Raw genomic sequence first — 18,567 nt, forward strand, 5'->3', positions numbered from 1 at the left:
GCATAGGCCGGAAGTTTTGAGCGGTCAAGCTGTCTTGGGCCGTCTTCGGCAATCTCAGGCAATGTGTGGCTCTATTGAAAAATACGAACGTCAGAAAAAAACCTATATGAGCAGCCGCTTCATATATGGTTTGTTAAAACCATTGGTCGTATTCTCCCCGCGGGGAAGTGTGTCCTGGTGACGGTCCTCGCCTGTTGGCTCGTGAGCCTGTCCGGTTCATGAACCCATGCGGAATATGATGTTCCATTGAGAGGTTTTGTTGGCTAATTCAAACTGACGACGTGTGTCGGCTTGGGGCAAGGGGTGTATAATGGTGAAGCGGAAAGCCGGTCCGACAGAGGCGGGAGGCTCCATTGCGAGCACGTCTCAGCAGGATTTCCGTATTCTTTTCACCACCCATCCGACCCCCATGTGGGTCTATGATCCCCAGACTCTCGGCTTCATCATCATGAACGACGCGGCCTATGCGCTCTACGGCTATACGCCTGATGAACTGCCGGGCATGACTGTTCTCGATATTCGTCCGCAGGCCGAGCGCGAGCGCATGCTTGCCGCCATTCGCGACCGTAGCGACCTCGAACGCCCGGAGCGCTGGCAACATCTGCGCGCCAATGGCGAAACCATCGATGTTCTGACTTATGGACGCGAGGTGTTGTTCGACGGCAAGGAAGCGATTCTGGCCATCGTTCAGGACCGGACGGAATTGGCAGAGGCCAATCGTCAGGCAAGTCATGCGCAGACTTTGCTGGACAGTCTCGTCAATAATCTGCCGCTTGGTGTCTTCGTCAAGGATATGCACGATGAAGGTCGTTATGTGCTTTACAATCAGGCAGCATCTGCGGCGAGCGGACAGCCGATAGACAAAGCAATCGGGTCAACCGACCTGGACCTTTTCCCCAAGCATGAAGCGGTTGTCATCGGTCAGCAGGACCACATGGCGATGCAGCGCCGGGAAGTGCTGAGCGTCGAACGCAAGATCGAGCGCAACGATGGAACGTCGCGCACGATGCGGATCATAAAATGCTCGATCCCGCCCGTCGAAGGTGATGAACCTCGTTATCTGATTGGTCTTGTTGAGGATATAACGGAACGGCGTGAGATCGAGGAACGCATGGCACATATTGCCATGCACGACAGTCTGACCGGTTTGCCCAACCGTGCCTATTTTGCGCACCATGTCGAAAGCCTGTTGAAGAAGGGCGGTGATTCCGAACCTTTCGCCTTGTTCTATCTCGACATCGATCATTTCAAGAACATCAATGACAGCATCGGCCATCAGGCCGGTGACCAGCTTTTGCAGGAAGCCGCGCGCCGTCTGAAACAAATCACGACTTCGGATGAATTCATTGCCCGGCTTGGTGGCGATGAGTTTGCCATTGTCTATCGCAGCGGAACGCTGGGGCAGATCGCCATGTTCGCTGATCGCATCCTTTCGGCCTTTCAGGATGCATTCGAGCTGGTGGGTAATTCCGAATTCGTCACCTGCAGCATGGGTATTGCCCAGGCGCCATTGCATGGTGACAACCCCGATGTGCTGATGCGCAATGCCGATCTCGCGCTTTATGCTTCAAAATCAGGCGGACGCCGTACATTCCGTTTTTATCAGCACTCCCTGCGTCTGGCGGCGGAGAAGCGTTATGTTATGACCGGCGAACTTCGCCAGGCTCTGCTGGATGAGCAGTTTGAACTGCACTATCAGCCGATCTTCAATCTTGAGAGCGGCAAGATTTCCGGTTTTGAAGCGCTGATCCGCTGGCGTCATCCTGAGCGTGGCATGGTTTCGCCTGCTGAGTTTATTCCGCTGGCAGAAGAAACCGGGCTCATCGGACCGATCGGTGACTGGGTTCTAAGGACTGCATGTCGGGAAGCTGTCCTCTGGCCGGAGGACATCAAGGTTTCAGTCAACCTTTCGCCGGTCCAGTTCAGCCAGACGACACTTCTGCACTCCGTCATGGACGCGCTTGAAGCGGCGCGTCTTTCACCCGACAGGCTTGAGCTTGAAATCACGGAGTCGGTCTTCCTGTCGAACAGCAAGAACAATATCGAGCTGCTGTTCGAACTGCGCCGACTGGGTGTTCGTATCGCGATGGACGATTTCGGGACGGGCTATTCTTCGCTCAGTTATCTGCGATCATTTCCATTCGATAAAATCAAGATTGATCGCAGTTTCGTTTCGGGAATCGAGGTCGATACGCGCGATCTGGCCATCATTCAGGCCGTGGCGACGCTTGGCGCGGGCTTCAACATTGTCACGACGGCTGAGGGCGTGGAAACCGCACAACAGCTTGAGCGTTTGAAGACCGAGCGTTTTGGTGAGGTACAAGGGTTCCTGACCGGGCGGCCGATGCCTGCTGGCGACGTGCATTCGTTTATTCAAAATCGCAGCAATGTCGGTCTGGAGATGCCTGCGGCACATAACAGATTGCCGATTTAGGATATCGCTCATTGGTTGTTGAGCCGCGTTCGAAGAGCCGTCGCGCCAGACAAAAAATCCAAATCTCATCTTGTTTCAAAAAGGACTTGACCTTCCAACGGTGGGAAGGACTATCTAGAGAGCAACTCTCGAATTGTGCCCTTTCCGGGCGATGAAAGGGATTGCCATGAACAAGCCTGTAAATCACGAAACCATCAGTTTTCCGGTGCCCGTCGAAGGGATGAGCTGCGCGTCGTGCGTGTCGTCCGTGGAAAAAGCCGTGTCCAAAGTTCCGGGCGTGGACAAGGTTTCCGTCAATCTCGCAACGGAACGCGCCGATGTGACTTTCAAAGGCGCGCCAGATCTGCCCTCGGTGATCGATGCCATTCGCAAGGCGGGTTATGAAGTCCCTGCTGCCAGCATAGATCTGGCGATTGAGGGCATGAGTTGCGCTTCCTGTGTCAGCAAGGTGGAAAAGGCATTGAACGGCGTGCCAGGCGTCACCCGTGCCAGCGTCAACCTCGCAACGGAGCGGGCGCATGTCGATCTGGCGGGGCAGGTATCGGTCAACGAGCTTATCAAGGCAGTTGAAGCTGCTGGCTACGAGGCGCGGTCACTTGATGACAGGCAGGACAGCGACAAACAGGAGACCCAGTCCGAAAAGCGGGATGCGGAAGCAGCAGAACTGAAGAAAAGCGTCATCCTTGCCGCCCTTCTGACATTGCCTGTTTTTGTGCTGGAGATGGGATCACATCTCATCCCGGCGGTTCATATGTTCGTCATGGACCGCATTGGCATGCAGAACAGCTGGTATTTGCAGCTCGTGCTCACAACACTGGTCCTGTTCGGCCCGGGCTTGCGCTTTTTCAAGAAAGGCATACCGGCATTACTGCGCGGTACGCCCGACATGAATTCGCTCGTCGTGGTCGGCACGCTCGCGGCCTGGGGCTTCTCCGTCGTTGCAACCTTTTTCCCGGGAGTGCTGCCCGAAGGTACGGTGAATGTCTATTTCGAAGCCGCCGCCGTTATCGTTACGCTGATCCTGATCGGGCGTTTTCTGGAAGCGCGTGCCAAGGGACGCACCAGTGCGGCTATCAGCCGGCTGGTCGGTTTGCAGGCAAAGTCGGCACGGGTTCTGCGTGATGGCGAAGCTATTGACGTACCACTTGAAGATGTTCGGGCAGGCGATGTCGTACAAGTTCGTCCCGGCGAGAAAGTGCCGGTCGATGGCGAAGTGATCGACGGTTCGTCTTATGTCGATGAATCGATGATTACCGGCGAGCCTGTGCCTGTTGCCAAGGAAAAGGGCGCGGAAGTGGTCGGCGGCACGATCAACAAGACCGGTGCCTTCACCTTCCGCGCGACCAAGGTTGGCCGCGACATGGTGATTTCGCAGATCATCCGCATGGTCGAGGATGCGCAGGCCGACAAGCTGCCTATTCAGGCCATGGTCGACAAGGTGACCGGCTGGTTTGTCCCCGCTGTGATGGCGGCTGCCGCTTTGACGTTTGTCTTGTGGCTGGCGATCGGCGGCACGGGCATGCTGGGTTATGCACTGGTGAACGCCATTGCGGTTCTCATCATCGCCTGCCCCTGTGCCATGGGCTTGGCCACGCCGACCTCCATTATGGTTGGCACTGGCCGCGCAGCCGAGTTCGGGGTCCTGTTTCGTCGCGGTGATGCCTTGCAGACCTTGCGCGATGCTTCCGTTATTGCCGTTGACAAGACCGGTACGCTGACACAGGGAAAGCCCGCACTCGCGCATTTTGCGACCGTCGAAGGCTTTGATAAGGACGAACTTCTGGCGCTTGTTGCAGCCGTTGAAGCCCGCTCCGAACATCCGATTGCCGATGCGATTGTGGAAGCAGCGAAGGCGAAGGGACTGAAGCTCGCGGATGTGTCTGCTTTCGAAGCGGTACCCGGTTTCGGCTTGAAGGCTCATGTGTCCGGTCATGAGGTTGCCATCGGCGCTGATCGTTACATGACGAAGCTTGGGTCTGATGTGGGGATCTTTGCCAGTGATGCGAAGCGTCTCGGCGATGAAGGACAGTCCCCGCTCTACGCCGCCATTGACGGCAAGCTCGCGGCAATCCTGACCGTTGCCGACCCGATGAAGGAAACCACGCCAGCGGCCATTGCTGCCCTGCACGAGCAGGGGTTGAAGGTCGCCATGATCACGGGCGATAACCGTCGCACTGCCGAGGCCATCGCAAAGCGTCTGGGCATTGATGAAGTGGTTGCGGAAGTGCTGCCGGACGGCAAGGTCGAGGCACTGAAGCGGCTTTCGGCAGGCGGCAAGCGGATTGCTTTTGTCGGTGACGGCATCAACGATGCGCCCGCGCTCGCCGCCGCTGATGTCGGTATTGCGATTGGCACCGGCACGGATATTGCGATTGAAAGCGCGGATGTGGTGCTGATGTCGGGTGATTTGCGCGGTGTGGTCAATGCCATCGCGATATCGAAGGCGACGATCCGCAACATCGGCGAGAACCTGTTCTGGGCCTTTGTCTACAACGTCGCGCTGATCCCTGTGGCGGCGGGTGTTCTTTACCCTGTCACCGGAACGCTGTTGTCGCCGGTTCTGGCGGCAGGCGCCATGGCTTTCTCGAGCATTTTTGTTCTGAGCAATGCCTTGCGGCTCAAGGCTTTTAAGAGCCCGATAGAGGTCTGAGCAAAAGAAAGGCGCGGTGTTGACCGCGCCTTTCGATTTCAGTGGGTTCCGACAGCCTTGCCGTATGTCCGCACAACATTGCGGACGGCCTCCACCATCAAGGCGTGGGGCGTCGGTTCAATCTCACCCGATGCGACTGCCGGATAAAGCGTGCCGAGATACTGGCTGATCAGCGTTTCCGGTATCTTGCGCCCTTCCAGACGGTTCAAAAGCGCATCCACGGCAGCGGTTGCGACCGGATGCGGCCAGTAATAGCGGATGCGGTCGCTATAGGAGAAATGGCGTTGCAGGCGCAGTTCTTCTGCATCGCCGTGGTAATATTTTTCCCAGTTCTTCGGCTCGGCCAGAAGTAGCGCTTCCATCTTGCCGCGCAGGGTTTCTTCTTCCGGCAGCTTGTCGAGGAAAGCCGCAATCTGGTCGAGGCCATAGAGCGCCTCGCGCAGCGCAAAAGTCAGGCCGGGGCCGACTTTCAAAATGGCGAAACCATCTTGCACCAGATCGGAAAGCGCTTCCACCGGCTGATAGTCGGTCGAATGGGCTTCAAAGACGAATTGCGGCATTTCGCCGAGAACACCGCTCAGCGCCGTCGCCTTCTCGCTGTTATAGAACACGACATTTTCGTTGCCGAATTCGACGCCCGGCTGCACCACGACGCCGATGGCGCGGGCAAAGGCGTCTTCCAGTCCGAGTGCTGCGAAAGCCTTGCGGTGAATAGCGACAGTTTCGACCGCCGCGCCCGGCTTGGTTAGTTCCAGCTCTTCGATTTCTTCCATCGCCCCGCCGGGGATAGGTACTTCCGTTCCGATGATATAGACAGGCAGGTCGTATCCGGCTTCACGGGCCGCTGCTTCCGAAACCTTGGCCAGACGCGCTGCGCGCTCGGCGGTCACGGCATCGGGCAGCGCGACCGGCTCGCCAGCACAACCCATCGACGTATCGAGGTGGATTTTGGTGAAGCCTGCGCGCACGAAGGCGTCGATCATCACATCCGACTTCGCAAGGGCTTCTTCGGCGGGCAGATGCTTCCACGGGTTGGGGCCGAGATGGTCGCCGCCCAGAATAAGCCGTTTGGTGTCGAAGCCGACACGGGCGGCGATATCTTCCACAAAGCGGCGGAAGTCGGCGGGCGTCATGCCTGTATAGCCGCCGTCCTGATTGACCTGATTGCAGGTGGCCTCGATCAGCACGTCGGTCTCGGTCGCAATGCCTTCAAGAAGGGCTGCTTCAATCACCAGCGGATGCGCAGAGCAGATCGACGTAATGCCGCCGCGAACGCCGCTGGCGTAACGGGCGGGAAGTGCGCTCAGAACATTCGTGCTGCTCATGCTGGAACTCCGTTTTTCTGAAGGAAGGCTTCAATTTCGGCCATGGTCGAGGTGCCTTCCATCGGTCCCTTGACGCCGACCGCGCGTGCGCCGGTGGCATTGGCGATGACGAGGGCTTCTTTCGGTGCCATGTCGCGCAGCCAGCAGGTAACGAATGCTGCGCCAAAACTGTCGCCTGCTCCGGTCGGGTCGATTTCATCGACCTTGAAAGCAGGTGCGAAAACTTCACCGGACTGGTCGAAATAGCTTGCGCCTTCCGCGCCGCGCTTGACCACAACAGCCTTGATGCCGCGTGCCAGCAGTTCTTCCACGGCGGCCTTTTCCTCGGTCGCCTTGGTGAATAGGAAGATTTCAGGGCCGCTTGGCATGAACAGGTCGGTGTTTTCCAGCGCATGGGCCAGTGCCTGGCGCATGCCCGGCAATTCCAGCATTTCCTTGCGGATATTCGGGTCGAAGGAGACAGTGCCGCCCTTCGCCTTGATGCGGATTGTCGCCTCGTGGATCGCCGAAACAATGCCTTCGGAGAACAGGGCAGAGCCCATGATGTGCAGGTGATCGGCGGTCTCGATCAGCTTTTCGGCTTCCGGCGTCAGACCGATGGCGCTGCATGCGCTGTGCTTGATGTTGAAGATGAAATCGCGATTGCCATCCGGGCGATAGCGCACGAAGGCGCTGCCGGTGGCGGCTGTCGGATGCACACCGATGGCCGATACATCCACGCCGTCCTTCTGCAGGCGCTCGACATTGAGCGCGCCGAAGTCGTCATTGCCGACCGCGCTGACCATGCCGCAAGGCTGGCCCATCTTTGCGGCCTGATCGATGAAGATTGCGGGCGCGCCGGAGGCGAACGGACCGATCAATGGGATAGCGGTCTTGAAACCGTTGCCGGTTTCCACAGCCATGATTTCGACGACGATCTCGCCGATGGTGATGATCTTCTTCATATGTTGCACCGCGATTACGTACGCATGGATTTCGAGCGCACGTCCAGCCAGACGGCAACCAGAATGACCACGCCCTTGACGATGAGCTGATAGAAATAAGGCACCGACAGCATGTTCATGCCGTTATTGATGACACCGATGATGAGCGCGCCGAGAATGGTGCCAACCATGGTGCCGACGCCGCCAGCAAGCGAGGTGCCGCCAAGCACGACCGCAGCAATGGCGTCGAGTTCGTAGCCCATGCCTGCATTGGTCTGCGCCGAGGAGAGGCGCGATGAAAGCAGAATGCCGCTGATCGCTGCCATGACGCCCGAAAGCATGAAAACGATGATCTTGATGCGGTCGACGCGGATGCCCGAATAGATCGCTGCTTCCTTGTTGCCGCCCGACAGATAGATGCGGCGGCCGAAAACGGTCTTCGACAGCAGGATATAATTGAAGATGAACAGAACACCGACGATCCAGATGATGATCGGCAGACCGAGCCAGTTTTCCGAGCCGATGGCAAGCCAGGTATCGTTTTCGATGATTTCAGGCGCGCCATTGGTCGGCAGGCTGACCATGCCGCGATAGATACCCATTGTCGCAACGGTCACGATGAAGGATGGCAGCATCAGCTTTGCCGAAAGCACACCGTTCAGCCCGCCCATGATGGCGCCCGCCGCAAGGGTGAAAATAACCGTCGGCACGAAGCCGAAACCCATGGCGAAAGCCTGCGCCGCCACCATGCCGGAAACTGCGATGATCGAACCGATGGACAGGTCGATTTCACCGAGCAGGATCACATAGGTCATGCCATAGGCAGCAACGGCAATCACCGCCACCTGCTGCATGATGTTCATGAAGTTGTTGAAGGCGAGAAAGCGCGGGTTCAGCACCGCGAAGACCACGCAGAGCACGGCCAGTGAGATGATGATGCCGCCATACTGGCGAACCAGCGGGGAGCTGAAAAGCGAACGGCGGACTTCTGCGTCCACGGCTTTCTTCTGAATATTTTGTGCGTTGCTCATATGTGCATTCCTGCTGCGTAGCTCATGACGGTTTCGGGCGTGAGGCCATCGGCATCGACAATGGCGGCGACATGCTTGTTATGCATGACGGCCACGCGGTCGCTCAGGCCCAGCACTTCCGGCAGTTCGGAGGAAACCATCAGGATTGCCGCGCCATTGGCGGCAAGTTCACGGATGATGCGGTAAATCTCGAATTTCGCGCCGACATCGACGCCGCGTGTTGGCTCATCGAGAATGAGGATGCGCGGCTTTGTCTGCAGCCACTTTGCCAGCACGATCTTCTGCTGGTTGCCGCCGCTCAGCGATCCGGCAACCGTGTCGATGGATGCGGTCTTGATGGCAAGACGCAGCACTTCCGTTTTGGCTGCGGAGCGCTCTGCTCTGGAACGCATCAGGCCGAAAGGCCCTGCAAGCTGTCCGAGCCCAACCATGTTGATGTTACGCTCAACGCTATGCGGAAGAACGAGACCTTCTTCCTTGCGGTTCTCGGTCACGAAAGCAATGCCGTTGCGAATGGCATCGGTCGGTGAGGAGAGGGTGATGGCTTTGCCGTCGAGCCTGATTTCGCCCGTGGGCCGCAGCATACCGAACAATGCCTTCATCACGTCCGAACGGCCAGAACCGACCAGCCCGAAAAGCCCCAGAACTTCGCCGGGTTTCACGTCGATGGAAACATCGTTGAATTTGCCTGCAACCGAGAGGTTCTTCGTTTCAAGTATGGGCGGCACGCTTGCTGATGGTCTCGGCGCTTCGCGCGGCGGATAGATGTCGTTCATCTCACGGCCGACCATCAGGGCAATCAGCCGCTCGATCGTGGTCTCGCTCTTTTCCGTGGTCGTTACATATTCGCCATCGCGAACGACCGTAATGTCGTCGGAAAGCCGCATGATTTCTTCCATGCGATGCGAAATATAGATGACGGCTGTGCCCCGGGCTTTCAGGCGCTCAATGATCGAAAACAGGATTTCCGCTTCACTGTCGGAAAGCGATGAGGTCGGCTCATCCAGAATGACGACGTCAGCAGGCTGGCTCAGGCCCTTGGCGATTTCGACGAGCTGGCGCTGGGCAATCGACAGGTCGCCAACCTTTGCGCGTGCATCGACGGGCAGACCAAGCTCATCGATGAGCTTGTCGGCAGCGGCGTTCAGTTCGCGCTCCCGCACAAAGCCGAAGCGGCTTGGCTCATGATTGGCGAAGATATTTTCGGCCACGCTGAGATTGCGCGACAGGCTCAGTTCCTGAAAGACAATGGCGATGCCATTTGCGCGGGCATCGCGCGGGTCTTTCGGCGCATAGGCCGCGCCCTTCAGCAAAATGGTGCCGGATGTTGGCTTGAAAACGCCAGCCAGAATCTTCATCAGCGTGGATTTGCCGGCGCCGTTTTCGCCAAGAAGCGTATGCACGCGGCCGCGACGCACGGTCAGGTTCATGCGCTTGAGCGCGATAACCGGGCCGAAGGATTTCGCCACATCGCGAATTTCAAGAACCGTATCCGGCAGGGCGTTTCGTTCGGATTTGGTGGCTGTCTCGGTATCTGTCACTTTGGGGGCCTCCACTCTCCGTTATTCAGTTCCGCAATGGGTTTTAAGATCGATCCCGAGCGAAGTCTGCAATTCAAAAGGGTTGCGGCGGCGGCAAGGCGTGTGGTGTTCGCCGGGCCGCCGCACGCAGATAGGAAACAGCGACTGGGAGGAGTGTCGCTGTTTCACGCGGTGTTACTTGGTTTCGCCGTCCTTGGTGACGACGCCTGGAACGATCGGCTGCTTGGCAGGCACTTCCTCGCCCTTGATAACCTTGGCAGCGGTTTCAACTGCAACCTTGCCCATCTGGTCCGGATACTGGGCGATAACGCCGACCATGACCGGGTCGTTTTTCACGGCGTTGCGGGCTTCTTCCATGCCGTCAAAACCGATCACTTTGACCTGGTTTTCAAGCTTGGCCGACTTTACTGCCGAGGCAGCGGCCAATGCGGCATCGTCACCGAAACCGAAGATGCCGACGATATCCGGATTGGCCTGAAGGATGTTCTGGGCAGCCGAAAGAGCTTCCGGACGGGTGATGCCCGGCTGGATCGCCACGATCTTGATGTCCGGATATTTGGCAATGCCCTTCTTGAAGCCTTCAATACGATCAACGACCGACTGAACCGTCGGGTAATCGATCACGGCGACGTTGCCCTTCTCGCCGATGGACTTTGCCATCAGTTCGGCAGCCTTTTCGCCGCCTGCGAAGTTGTCCGTGCCCACAAAGGAGGTCACATCGACATTGTTGGCCGGTACGTCGACGGTGATGACCTTGATGCCGGCCTTTTCAGCCTTGTTGATGGCCGAGCGAACGCCCTTGCTGTCAACCGGCGAGATGATGATGACGTCAACGCCCTTGGTGATGAAATCTTCCACATCGGCAAGCTGCTTGCTCAGGTCCTGATTGGCGATGGAGACTTCCAGCGGTACATTTTCTGCCTGTGCTTCCTTTTTCATCGCGTCTGCGAGCGAGATGTAGAACGGATGCTGCTGGGTCAGAAGCGATGCGCCGATGCCTTCGGCAGATGCAGCACCTGCCATCATGGCCAGAGCTACGCCGGAAAAGAGAATACGGCTGAGCGATTTGCGAAACATGATTTCCTCCGAATGACCGGCGCTCGCCGGGACGTCCTTCTATGGGACATGAACAACGGTTTTCCTGCTGGTTCGTCTGTTGTCGCCAACTGCAAACCTCCCGAAGGGCAGGGCCTTCAGCCCATGATTGAGCTTCCCTAGACATGCTAGAGCTTGTTCAGTGTGTCAATATAAAATTTTTCACGTGTAAAAATTATAACGATTGAATTTGGACGCGCGACACGGGCGTGAGCTATAGAAAAGAGGTGAAGGCGTGGGCTGTTGATCACTGATGTGCTGAAATTTGTTGCTTCTGGCCGGAAATAAATTTACGCATGAAAAGAAAAGTGGGTGGCACCGAAAAATCGTTTCGATACCCCAGTGGGAAAAGCAGGGCATGACCGAACAGAAGATCAGGACGATGGAAGAGTTCGCGGCGGCAAGCGGATTGTCTCGTCCTACGGTCTCGAAATATTTCGACAATCCTGAAAGCGTAAAGCCTTCCACGCGGGCTCGTATCGAAAAGGCGCTGAAAGACTATAATTATCAGCCCAACATTTTTGCAGTCAGCCTCAATCGCAAGAAGCCGAAGAACATCGGCGTTATCGTTCCGCATATATCCGATCCATTCTACGCGGAGATCATTCGCCAGATCGAGATGCGCTGTCTGGCGGAGGGCTACTGGACCATTGTGCTGTCATCTCATGGTGACAGAAAACTCGAAGCGCGGGCGATGCGCACGTTGATGTCTCTCAAGATTGCGGGTGTTCTGATGGCTCCGCTCGGTTTCGATACCGATGAGAAGCTTCTTTCCAGTCTGTCGAACTCGACACCTGCGGTCTTCCTGGACAGTCGCATCAGCGATGAACAGCCGTTCGTCGGCACGGATAATCGCCAGAGCATAGGGAATATCACCGAATATCTTTATCGAACGGGGGAACACCCCTGCTTCCTCGAAATGCCGGCGGTAAACCAGAATGCGCTCGAACGGCGTTCGGCTTATATCGAAACCATGGAAAGGCTTGGCGTTGAACCGATCGTCCTTCCCATAGAAGCAAAGAACTGGAATTTCGAGGAACTGGGCTATCAGGAGGCGGGCCGGATTTTTGATCGCGGCGGTTTTCCGACGCGCACGGTTCTATGTGCCAATGATCGTCTGGCCTTCGGCGTGATTTCCGCGGCATTCGAGCGTCGGCGCCATGTCGGACGTGAAGAGGGTTGCGATCTTCGCGTCGCCGGTCATGACGACCATCCTCTCAGTCGCTTCACCTGTCCGCCGCTGACAACGGTTGCGCAGGACTATCGGCAAATCGCGCATTTGGGTCTCGATATGCTTTTCTCGCGGATCAATGCGCAGGAAAGCGGGGCGGCAGTCGAGAAGGAAATACGCCGTCTCGATAGCCATCTCATCATGCGCGGCTCTGCATGATGCCGCCAAAAAGCCTCCTGAAAGCCGGAATGCACACAGTTTTGCCATGTGCTCGCCGCAATTGACGGGCGAATATATGCATATTCCGGCACCGTTTTACGTCTTTTGACTGCCCAAAGCCGCTTTCCTGCACTCTGCCTTAATTAAGGATGGCGCTCGAATGGAGGTCCGTCCCTTTCGATCTTTCCCGCGAAAGAATTACTCTGCCGCTCCCTAGATTTTTTCCATGCTCGCCTATGTGGATATGTAGGCAGCATGGAGTCTTGCGGCACACGGATTGCCGCAAGACTTGCAACCTATATCTGGCCATATCTGGCCATATCTGGAATGCCTCGAAATTGGTGAGCGGCTAATCCGCACGGTTTCCCTGCACATATGACGGGATGCCGTTTATGCTGGAAGGGGTAATGTCTTGCTTATCTGGTTAACTTCTATTGTTCTTTTCCTGATTGGGCTTGCGCTCGGCGCAGGAGGTATCTGGCTCGCCGCACTTGGCGGTAGCTGGTATTACATACTCGCGGCGATCGGCTTTCTGCTGACCGCCGTTTTGCTTTCCCGGCGCAGCGCCTCGGCATTATGGGTCTATGCGCTTGTTATCCTCGGATCGCTCGGCTGGGCCATTTATGAAGTCGGCTTCGATTGGTGGCAGCTTGGCGCACGCGGCGGCATCATCGTACTGCTCGGCTTCTGGATGCTGACACCCTGGATCAGGAAACCTCTAAATAACGGGGCAGGCGATAGCGGTCTGCCGCTGGCTGCAGCCTCGGTGATCGCAGTCGTGGTCGCAGGCTATGCGATAACCCAGGATAGCTACAACATTGCCGGAGACCTGCCGACGGAGAAGGTGGCTGCAACACCGGATCTTGGCGGTAGCGTGCCCGATGGCGAATGGCATCAGTATGGTCGAACGCCTTACGGTCAGCGCTATTCGCCGCTGGCACAGATAACGCCGGAGAATGTCTCCAAGCTTCAGGTTGCCTGGCAGTATCAGACCGGCGATGTGAAGCAGCCGCAGGATGTGGGCGAAACGACGTATCAGGTTACGCCGCTCAAGATTGGTGATTCCCTCTATCTCTGCACGCCGCATAACTGGGCAATCGCGCTGGATGCGGCAACCGGCAAGGAAAAGTGGAAATTCGATCCGAAGGTTGGCTTCAATACGGATCGCCAGCACCAGACCTGCCGTGGTGTGAGCTACTGGAAGGATGCGACCGCAACGGCTGGAGCAAAATGCGCCGAGCGTGTCTACCTGCCGACATCCGACGCACGATTGATTGCACTGGATACGGCCACCGGAGAAATCTGCACGGATTTCGCCAATGGCGGTACGCTCGATCTCAGCCATGGCATGAAATACAATCCGGCAGGGTATTATTACTCCACGTCACCGCCTGTCGTCGTCGGCGACAAGATCATCGTTGGCGGTGCCGTCAATGACAATTACTCGACGGAAGAACAGTCCGGCGTTATCCGCGCATTCGATATCCGTACCGGCCAACTGCTGTGGAACTGGGATTCGGGCAATCCGGATGTAACCACGCCGCTGCCGGAGGGTGAGCACTACACGACCAACTCACCCAATAGCTGGTCCGTTTCAAGCGTGGATGAGAAGCTTGGGCTGATCTTTGTTCCGCTCGGCAACAAGGTGCCCGACCAGCTTGGTATGGACCGCAGCGAGAATGTGGAGAAGTTTTCCTCGTCCATCGTCGCTCTTGATGTGAACACCGGACAGCTACGCTGGGTGCGCCAGACAGTTCACCATGATCTATGGGATATGGATGTTCCAGCCCAGCCGGTCCTGCTGGAAATCAACGGGGTTCCCGCGCTGGTCGGTCCGACCAAACAGGGCGACCTCTATGTTCTGGATCGACGTACCGGCGAGCCGATCATTCCGGTCAAGGAAATTCCAGCTCCGACAGGCGCGATACCCGAAGACCATACTGCGCCGACACAGCCGATCTCCGACCTTACTTTCAGTCCGCCGCCCTTGCGCGAAAGCGACATGTGGGGCGTGACGATGTTCGATCAGCTCGCTTGTCGTATCAAGTTCCACGAGCTGTTCTATGAGGGCCGGTATACCCCGCCTTCGCTGCGCGGAACGATTGTCTATCCGGGCAATTTCGGTGTGTTCAACTGGGGCAGCGTGGCCGTCGATCCGGTGCGGCAAGTCATGTTCGGTATGCCGACCTATCTTGCCTTCACCTCGCGCCTTGTTCCACGTGCGGACATCCCGCCAAGAGGGCAGGATGAAAAGGGAAGCGAGCAGGGCCTGAACCGCAACGACGGCGCGCCTTATGGCGTCTTCATGGGGCCATTCCTGGGCCCGCTCGGTATTCCCTGCCAGACGCCGCCATGGGGTTATGTCGCTGGTGTTGACTTGCGAACCGGCAAGATTGCCTACAAGCATCGGAATGGGACTATCCGCGATATGTCGCCGGTTCCACTTCCGCTGAAGGTCGGCGTTCCGGGGATTGGCGGGCCGATGATTACGGCAGGCGGCGTTGCCTTCCTTGGTGCAGCCGTGGATGACTATCTGCGCGCCTATGACCTGACTTCGGGCAAGCAGCTCTGGGAAGCACGGCTTCCTGCCGGCGGTCAGTCGACGCCAATGAGCTATACGGTCGGCGACCAGCAATTCGTTTTGATGGTTGCCGGTGGGCATGGTTCTGTCGGCACCAAGCCCGGCGATTATGTGATTGCCTATACTCTGCCGAAAGGCTGAGCCGGTGATATGAAAGAAAAACGCCGGGAGTGATCCCGGCGTTTTCATTTGCAGACCTTAAATTTTACCGTGCAGCAATTCACCTTTGCGTGGAGCCGGGCGCTTGCGGCTTTCCACGCTGTTTTCTGCAAGCTGGTGAATGATCGGGCAATCGGGGCGGTTGTCCCCGTGGCAGTTTTTCGCGAGGTAGCGCAGCGTATCAGCCATTTCCTGCAACTGACGCATCTTGGCTTCCAGCTCCTCGACATGGCCAAGCGCTACCTTCTTGACGTCAGCCGATGCGCGGTTGCGGTCGCGCCAGAGCGTCAGGAGTTCCTTGATCTGTTCAACCTGAAAACCGAGATCGCGGCTGCGGCGGATGAAGCGCAGGGTTTCGACATCTTTCTGCGTATAGACACGATAGCCCGAACCGGTTCTCTCGGCAGCTTCAATCAGTCCGATTGTTTCATAATGGCGGATCATCTTCGCCGATATGCCAGATGCTGCAGCTGCCTGCCCGATATTCATCCCGTTCCTCGCTGGCTGGTTATTTGCAAGGATATAGGAATGCCGTGGCGTCTTTCAAAGGCCCCGCCCGGAACGTTTCAGGAGATAGCGCTCAATTGCCTGAAACCCATCGAAGATGAGTATGGCAAGTGCGGCCACGACGAGCCCTCCCTGCAAAACGAAGGCAAGATTGTTGGAAATGAGCCCGGCGATGATGACTTCTCCAAGCGTTCTGGCAGCGACAGTCGAGCCGATGGTGGCCGTTGCAAGGCCGATCACGGCGGAAAGTCTGATACCCGCCAGAATAACCGGCATGGCAAGCGGGACCTCGACTTTCACAAGCCGTTGCGCGCTGGTCATCCCCATGCCGCGTGCAGCTTCGACGACCGGAGGCGGCAAAGTCGTTAGTCCCGTCAGCGTATTTTCAAAGATCGGAAGCAGACCATAGAGGAAGAGTGCAATCAGGGTCGGCTTGTCTCCGAAACCGAAGACCGGCACTGCAAGTGCCAGCACTGCAACGGGAGGAAAGGTCTGGCCGATATTCACAAGGCTGCGTGAGAGCGGCAGAAACTCCGCACCCTGCTTTCTGGTAACAAAGATTGCCATCGAGACAGCCACAATCGTGGATGCCAGTGCGGCCAGAGCGACCAGGCCGAGATGCTGCAAAGTCAGCGTTACGAAATTTGCACGATCATAAATGACCGGGACGCCCTCATCGACGAGCGGTCGAAACAATGGCTCGAAAAGATGGGGCCGCCACAGAAACAGCAGCAGAACGCCCAGAAGCAGCGCACGAGGAACAAGGGACAGGAACAATTTCATGCCGGACGCTCTGCCTGATGCAGAAGCCTGTCGAGCGTGACTTGTCCAAGTGGCCTTCCATCATGGTCAAGAACGGGAAGGGCTTTGCGCCCTGACCACAGAAGCTCGGCAAGGGCATCGCGTTGCGACGCCGTTACCGGCATTGTTGCACCGCTCGCATCACCGGGCTGGAGCACGGTTTTCAGGTCCATCAGAGAGAGGAGACGGAAGGGCCGTTCGCCCGTGCCGACAAGGCGCTCAACGAAATCGGTTGCCGGGCGGGCAAGAATTTCTGCCGGCGGACCATATTGCAGCAATTTCCCGTCATCCATGACGGCGATACGATCACCCAGCGATATGGCTTCCTCCATGTCGTGCGTGACAAGGATTATGGTCGTGCCGAGCCGCTTCTGGATCGCCTTCAGATCTTCCTGCGCCTTGGCTCGGATTACCGGATCGAGTGCCCCAAATGGCTCGTCCATGAGAAGGATGTTCGGCCCGGCAGCGAGTGCGCGTGCCACACCGACGCGTTGCTGTTGCCCGCCGGAAAGTTCATGCGGGTAGCGGTCGCGATAGTCTGCCGGTTCAAGCTGGAAGAGGTCAAGCAGTTCATCCACGCGAGTATCGATGCGCTGTTTCTGCCATCCAAGCAGAAGGGGAACCGTCGCAATATTCTCCGCGACGGTGCGATGCGGAAAAAGTCCGTTTTGCTGGATGACGTAGCCGATCTGCCGGCGCAGAACATGACCGGGTTCGTCCATGACACTGCGGCCATCGATGCGGATTTCCCCGTCGGTCGGCTCGACCAGACGATTGACCATCCGCAGGAGGGTCGTCTTGCCGGAGCCTGACGTCCCGACAATGGCAGCAATGCTGTGGGGTTCGATGGTAAGGCTCACCGCGTCCACCGCTGCGCGCCCGTTATAGCGCTTCGTGATATGGTCGAACTCGATCATTGGGAGCTGCCTCTTTCGGTGATTTCTATCGCGGCATCGAGAATGACGGCGGCTGCAAAGGCAAGGAGAACGGTAGGCAAGGCACCCAGCAGAACAAGATCCATCGCCGTTTGCCCAATGCCCTGAAAGACGAATGTTCCGAAGCCGCCGCCGCCAATCAATGCCGCGATGGTCGTGAGGCCGATATTCTGCACCATGACGATGCGTATGCCGGTGAGAATAACGGGAAAAGCGAGCGGAAATTCAGTCTTGAAGAGGCGTTGCAGGCGCGTCATGCCCATGCCGCGGGCTGCGTCCGTTACCGGTTCCGGCACCTGTGCCAGTCCTGCGACGGTATTTGCCACGATAGGCAGCAGCGAATAGAGGAAAAGTGCGACGAATGCCGGTGCGGCGCCAATTCCACGGATGCCGATAGCGCCCGCCCATGGAAACTGCGTGGCGACCCAACTGAGCGGCGCAATCAAAATGCCGAACAGGGCCATTGACGGAATGGTCTGCACGATATTGAGGCTGTTCAGGACGAAAGCGCGCAACCCGGCCAAGCGATGGCAGACAAGCCCCAGCGGAATGCCCACTGCGGTCGCCGCTGCAAGCGACCCCAAAGCCAGGGCTATATGCCGTTCGGCTTCATTCCAGAAGCTGTCCGCGCGGCTTTGATATTCCTTCATGAATGAGATGCTGTCCCAGAGTCCCGAGGAAAGCAGCGCGGCCAGAAGCAATCCCGCAATGGCCAGCAGCCCGACCCGTAAAAACGGGCCGGCACGCAACCGGACCAGCCCATCCGCGACATAAAGTGCGCTCGCAAAAAACAGCAGCCAAAAGCCGGAAGCTGGAGAAACGCGCGCATATCTGTTTCCTTCGGGCGACAGATATGACGCGGCGAGGCCGATTGCCACCATGACCGATGCGAGGCAGAACAGAGCCGTGAATAGCCGCAACAAATTGTTGCTGCGGACAAAGCCGATCAGCAATCCTGCCGCTACGACAGTGGCGAACAGCAGCGCCAATGAGGTCGGCAGGGCATCCAAAAGATAACGCGGCTCGCCTTGAACGATGCGGTTTGCCCGAAAATTTGCGAATGGCAGAAGCAATCCCGATAAGCCGATTGCCGCAATGACCAGTCCGAGCTTGTCGATATATGCAAACAGGCCCTTTGTGCCATTTGCCTGGATCGTCTGGTGTGTTGCACTCATGCCCGGCAATTATCCGTTAT

The 18,567-nt window shown here is 57.3% G+C and carries 13 protein-coding genes; 4 read left to right on the top strand and 9 right to left on the bottom strand.

The genetic code is table 11. The features are described 5' to 3' along the window. Window positions 1–310: 310 nt before the first annotated feature. Together F9K94_RS12575 and F9K94_RS12580 are read left to right on the top strand one after the other, a co-directional pair. Window positions 311–2,434 (top strand): putative bifunctional diguanylate cyclase/phosphodiesterase, encoded by a 2,124-nt coding sequence (locus tag F9K94_RS12575; protein ID WP_151646000.1) that lies wholly within the window; start codon window positions 311–313, stop codon window positions 2,432–2,434. A 166-nt stretch (window positions 2,435–2,600) separates the two neighbouring features. After that, window positions 2,601–5,084 carry a heavy metal translocating P-type ATPase gene (locus F9K94_RS12580; protein ID WP_151646002.1) on the top strand — a complete coding sequence of 828 codons (2,484 nt, stop codon included), beginning with the start codon at window positions 2,601–2,603 and terminating at the stop codon, window positions 5,082–5,084. A 38-nt stretch (window positions 5,085–5,122) separates the two neighbouring features. On the opposite strand, the gene F9K94_RS12585 is transcribed toward F9K94_RS12580, so the two are convergent. The 5 genes from F9K94_RS12585 to F9K94_RS12605 form a co-directional block, all read right to left on the bottom strand. Beyond that, window positions 5,123–6,409, bottom strand: a complete 1,287-nt coding sequence (locus F9K94_RS12585; RefSeq protein WP_151646004.1) for a D-tagatose-bisphosphate aldolase, class II, non-catalytic subunit — start codon at window positions 6,407–6,409, stop codon at window positions 5,123–5,125. Further along, entirely contained in the window at window positions 6,406–7,353 is a 948-nt protein-coding gene (locus tag F9K94_RS12590) for a tagatose kinase (protein ID WP_151646006.1), read from the bottom strand. Before F9K94_RS12590 ends, F9K94_RS12585 begins: the two co-directional genes overlap by 4 nt. Window positions 7,354–7,367: 14 nt before the next feature. Further along, window positions 7,368–8,363: an ABC transporter permease gene (locus F9K94_RS12595; protein ID WP_071631881.1), complete on the bottom strand. Its 996-nt coding sequence runs from the start codon at window positions 8,361–8,363 to the stop codon at window positions 7,368–7,370. Then, window positions 8,360–9,904, bottom strand: a complete 1,545-nt coding sequence (locus F9K94_RS12600) for a sugar ABC transporter ATP-binding protein (RefSeq protein ID WP_151646008.1) — start codon at window positions 9,902–9,904, stop codon at window positions 8,360–8,362. The genes F9K94_RS12595 and F9K94_RS12600 overlap by 4 nt, the downstream gene beginning before the upstream one ends. A gap of 174 nt (window positions 9,905–10,078) precedes the next feature. Next, the gene (locus F9K94_RS12605) at window positions 10,079–10,981 is read right to left on the bottom strand and encodes a substrate-binding domain-containing protein (RefSeq protein ID WP_029925852.1); all 903 of its coding nucleotides are present in this window, start codon (window positions 10,979–10,981) and stop codon (window positions 10,079–10,081) included. 376 nt (window positions 10,982–11,357) lie between these two features. Here F9K94_RS12605 and F9K94_RS12610 point away from each other — a divergent pair, with 376 nt between their 5' ends. Together F9K94_RS12610 and F9K94_RS12615 are read left to right on the top strand one after the other, a co-directional pair. Beyond that, entirely contained in the window at window positions 11,358–12,389 is a 1,032-nt protein-coding gene (locus F9K94_RS12610) for a LacI family DNA-binding transcriptional regulator (RefSeq protein WP_151646010.1), read from the top strand. 412 nt (window positions 12,390–12,801) lie between these two features. Then, window positions 12,802–15,111 (top strand): glucose/quinate/shikimate family membrane-bound PQQ-dependent dehydrogenase, encoded by a 2,310-nt coding sequence (locus F9K94_RS12615; RefSeq protein WP_151646012.1) that lies wholly within the window; start codon window positions 12,802–12,804, stop codon window positions 15,109–15,111. A gap of 57 nt (window positions 15,112–15,168) precedes the next feature. Here the strand turns inward: F9K94_RS12615 and cueR are convergent, their stop codons facing one another. From cueR to F9K94_RS12635, 4 genes are read right to left on the bottom strand one after another with little or no spacing between them, the layout of a single operon-like run. Further along, on the bottom strand, window positions 15,169–15,618 hold the full coding sequence (cueR, locus tag F9K94_RS12620) for a Cu(I)-responsive transcriptional regulator (protein WP_010658066.1): 450 nt from the start codon (window positions 15,616–15,618) through the stop codon (window positions 15,169–15,171). A gap of 54 nt (window positions 15,619–15,672) precedes the next feature. Beyond that, window positions 15,673–16,419 carry an ABC transporter permease gene (locus F9K94_RS12625; protein WP_061344898.1) on the bottom strand — a complete coding sequence of 249 codons (747 nt, stop codon included), beginning with the start codon at window positions 16,417–16,419 and terminating at the stop codon, window positions 15,673–15,675. Then, complete coding sequence (locus F9K94_RS12630; protein WP_151646014.1) at window positions 16,416–17,354, bottom strand: ABC transporter ATP-binding protein; 939 nt, start codon at window positions 17,352–17,354, stop codon at window positions 16,416–16,418. The genes F9K94_RS12625 and F9K94_RS12630 overlap by 4 nt, the downstream gene beginning before the upstream one ends. After that, window positions 17,351–18,556, bottom strand: a complete 1,206-nt coding sequence (locus F9K94_RS12635; RefSeq protein ID WP_407922046.1) for an ABC transporter permease — start codon at window positions 18,554–18,556, stop codon at window positions 17,351–17,353. The genes F9K94_RS12630 and F9K94_RS12635 overlap by 4 nt, the downstream gene beginning before the upstream one ends. Between the last annotated feature and the right edge of the window lie 11 nt (window positions 18,557–18,567).

It is taken from the genome of Brucella tritici, assembly GCF_008932285.1.
Lineage (GTDB): Bacteria > Pseudomonadota > Alphaproteobacteria > Rhizobiales > Rhizobiaceae > Brucella > Brucella tritici.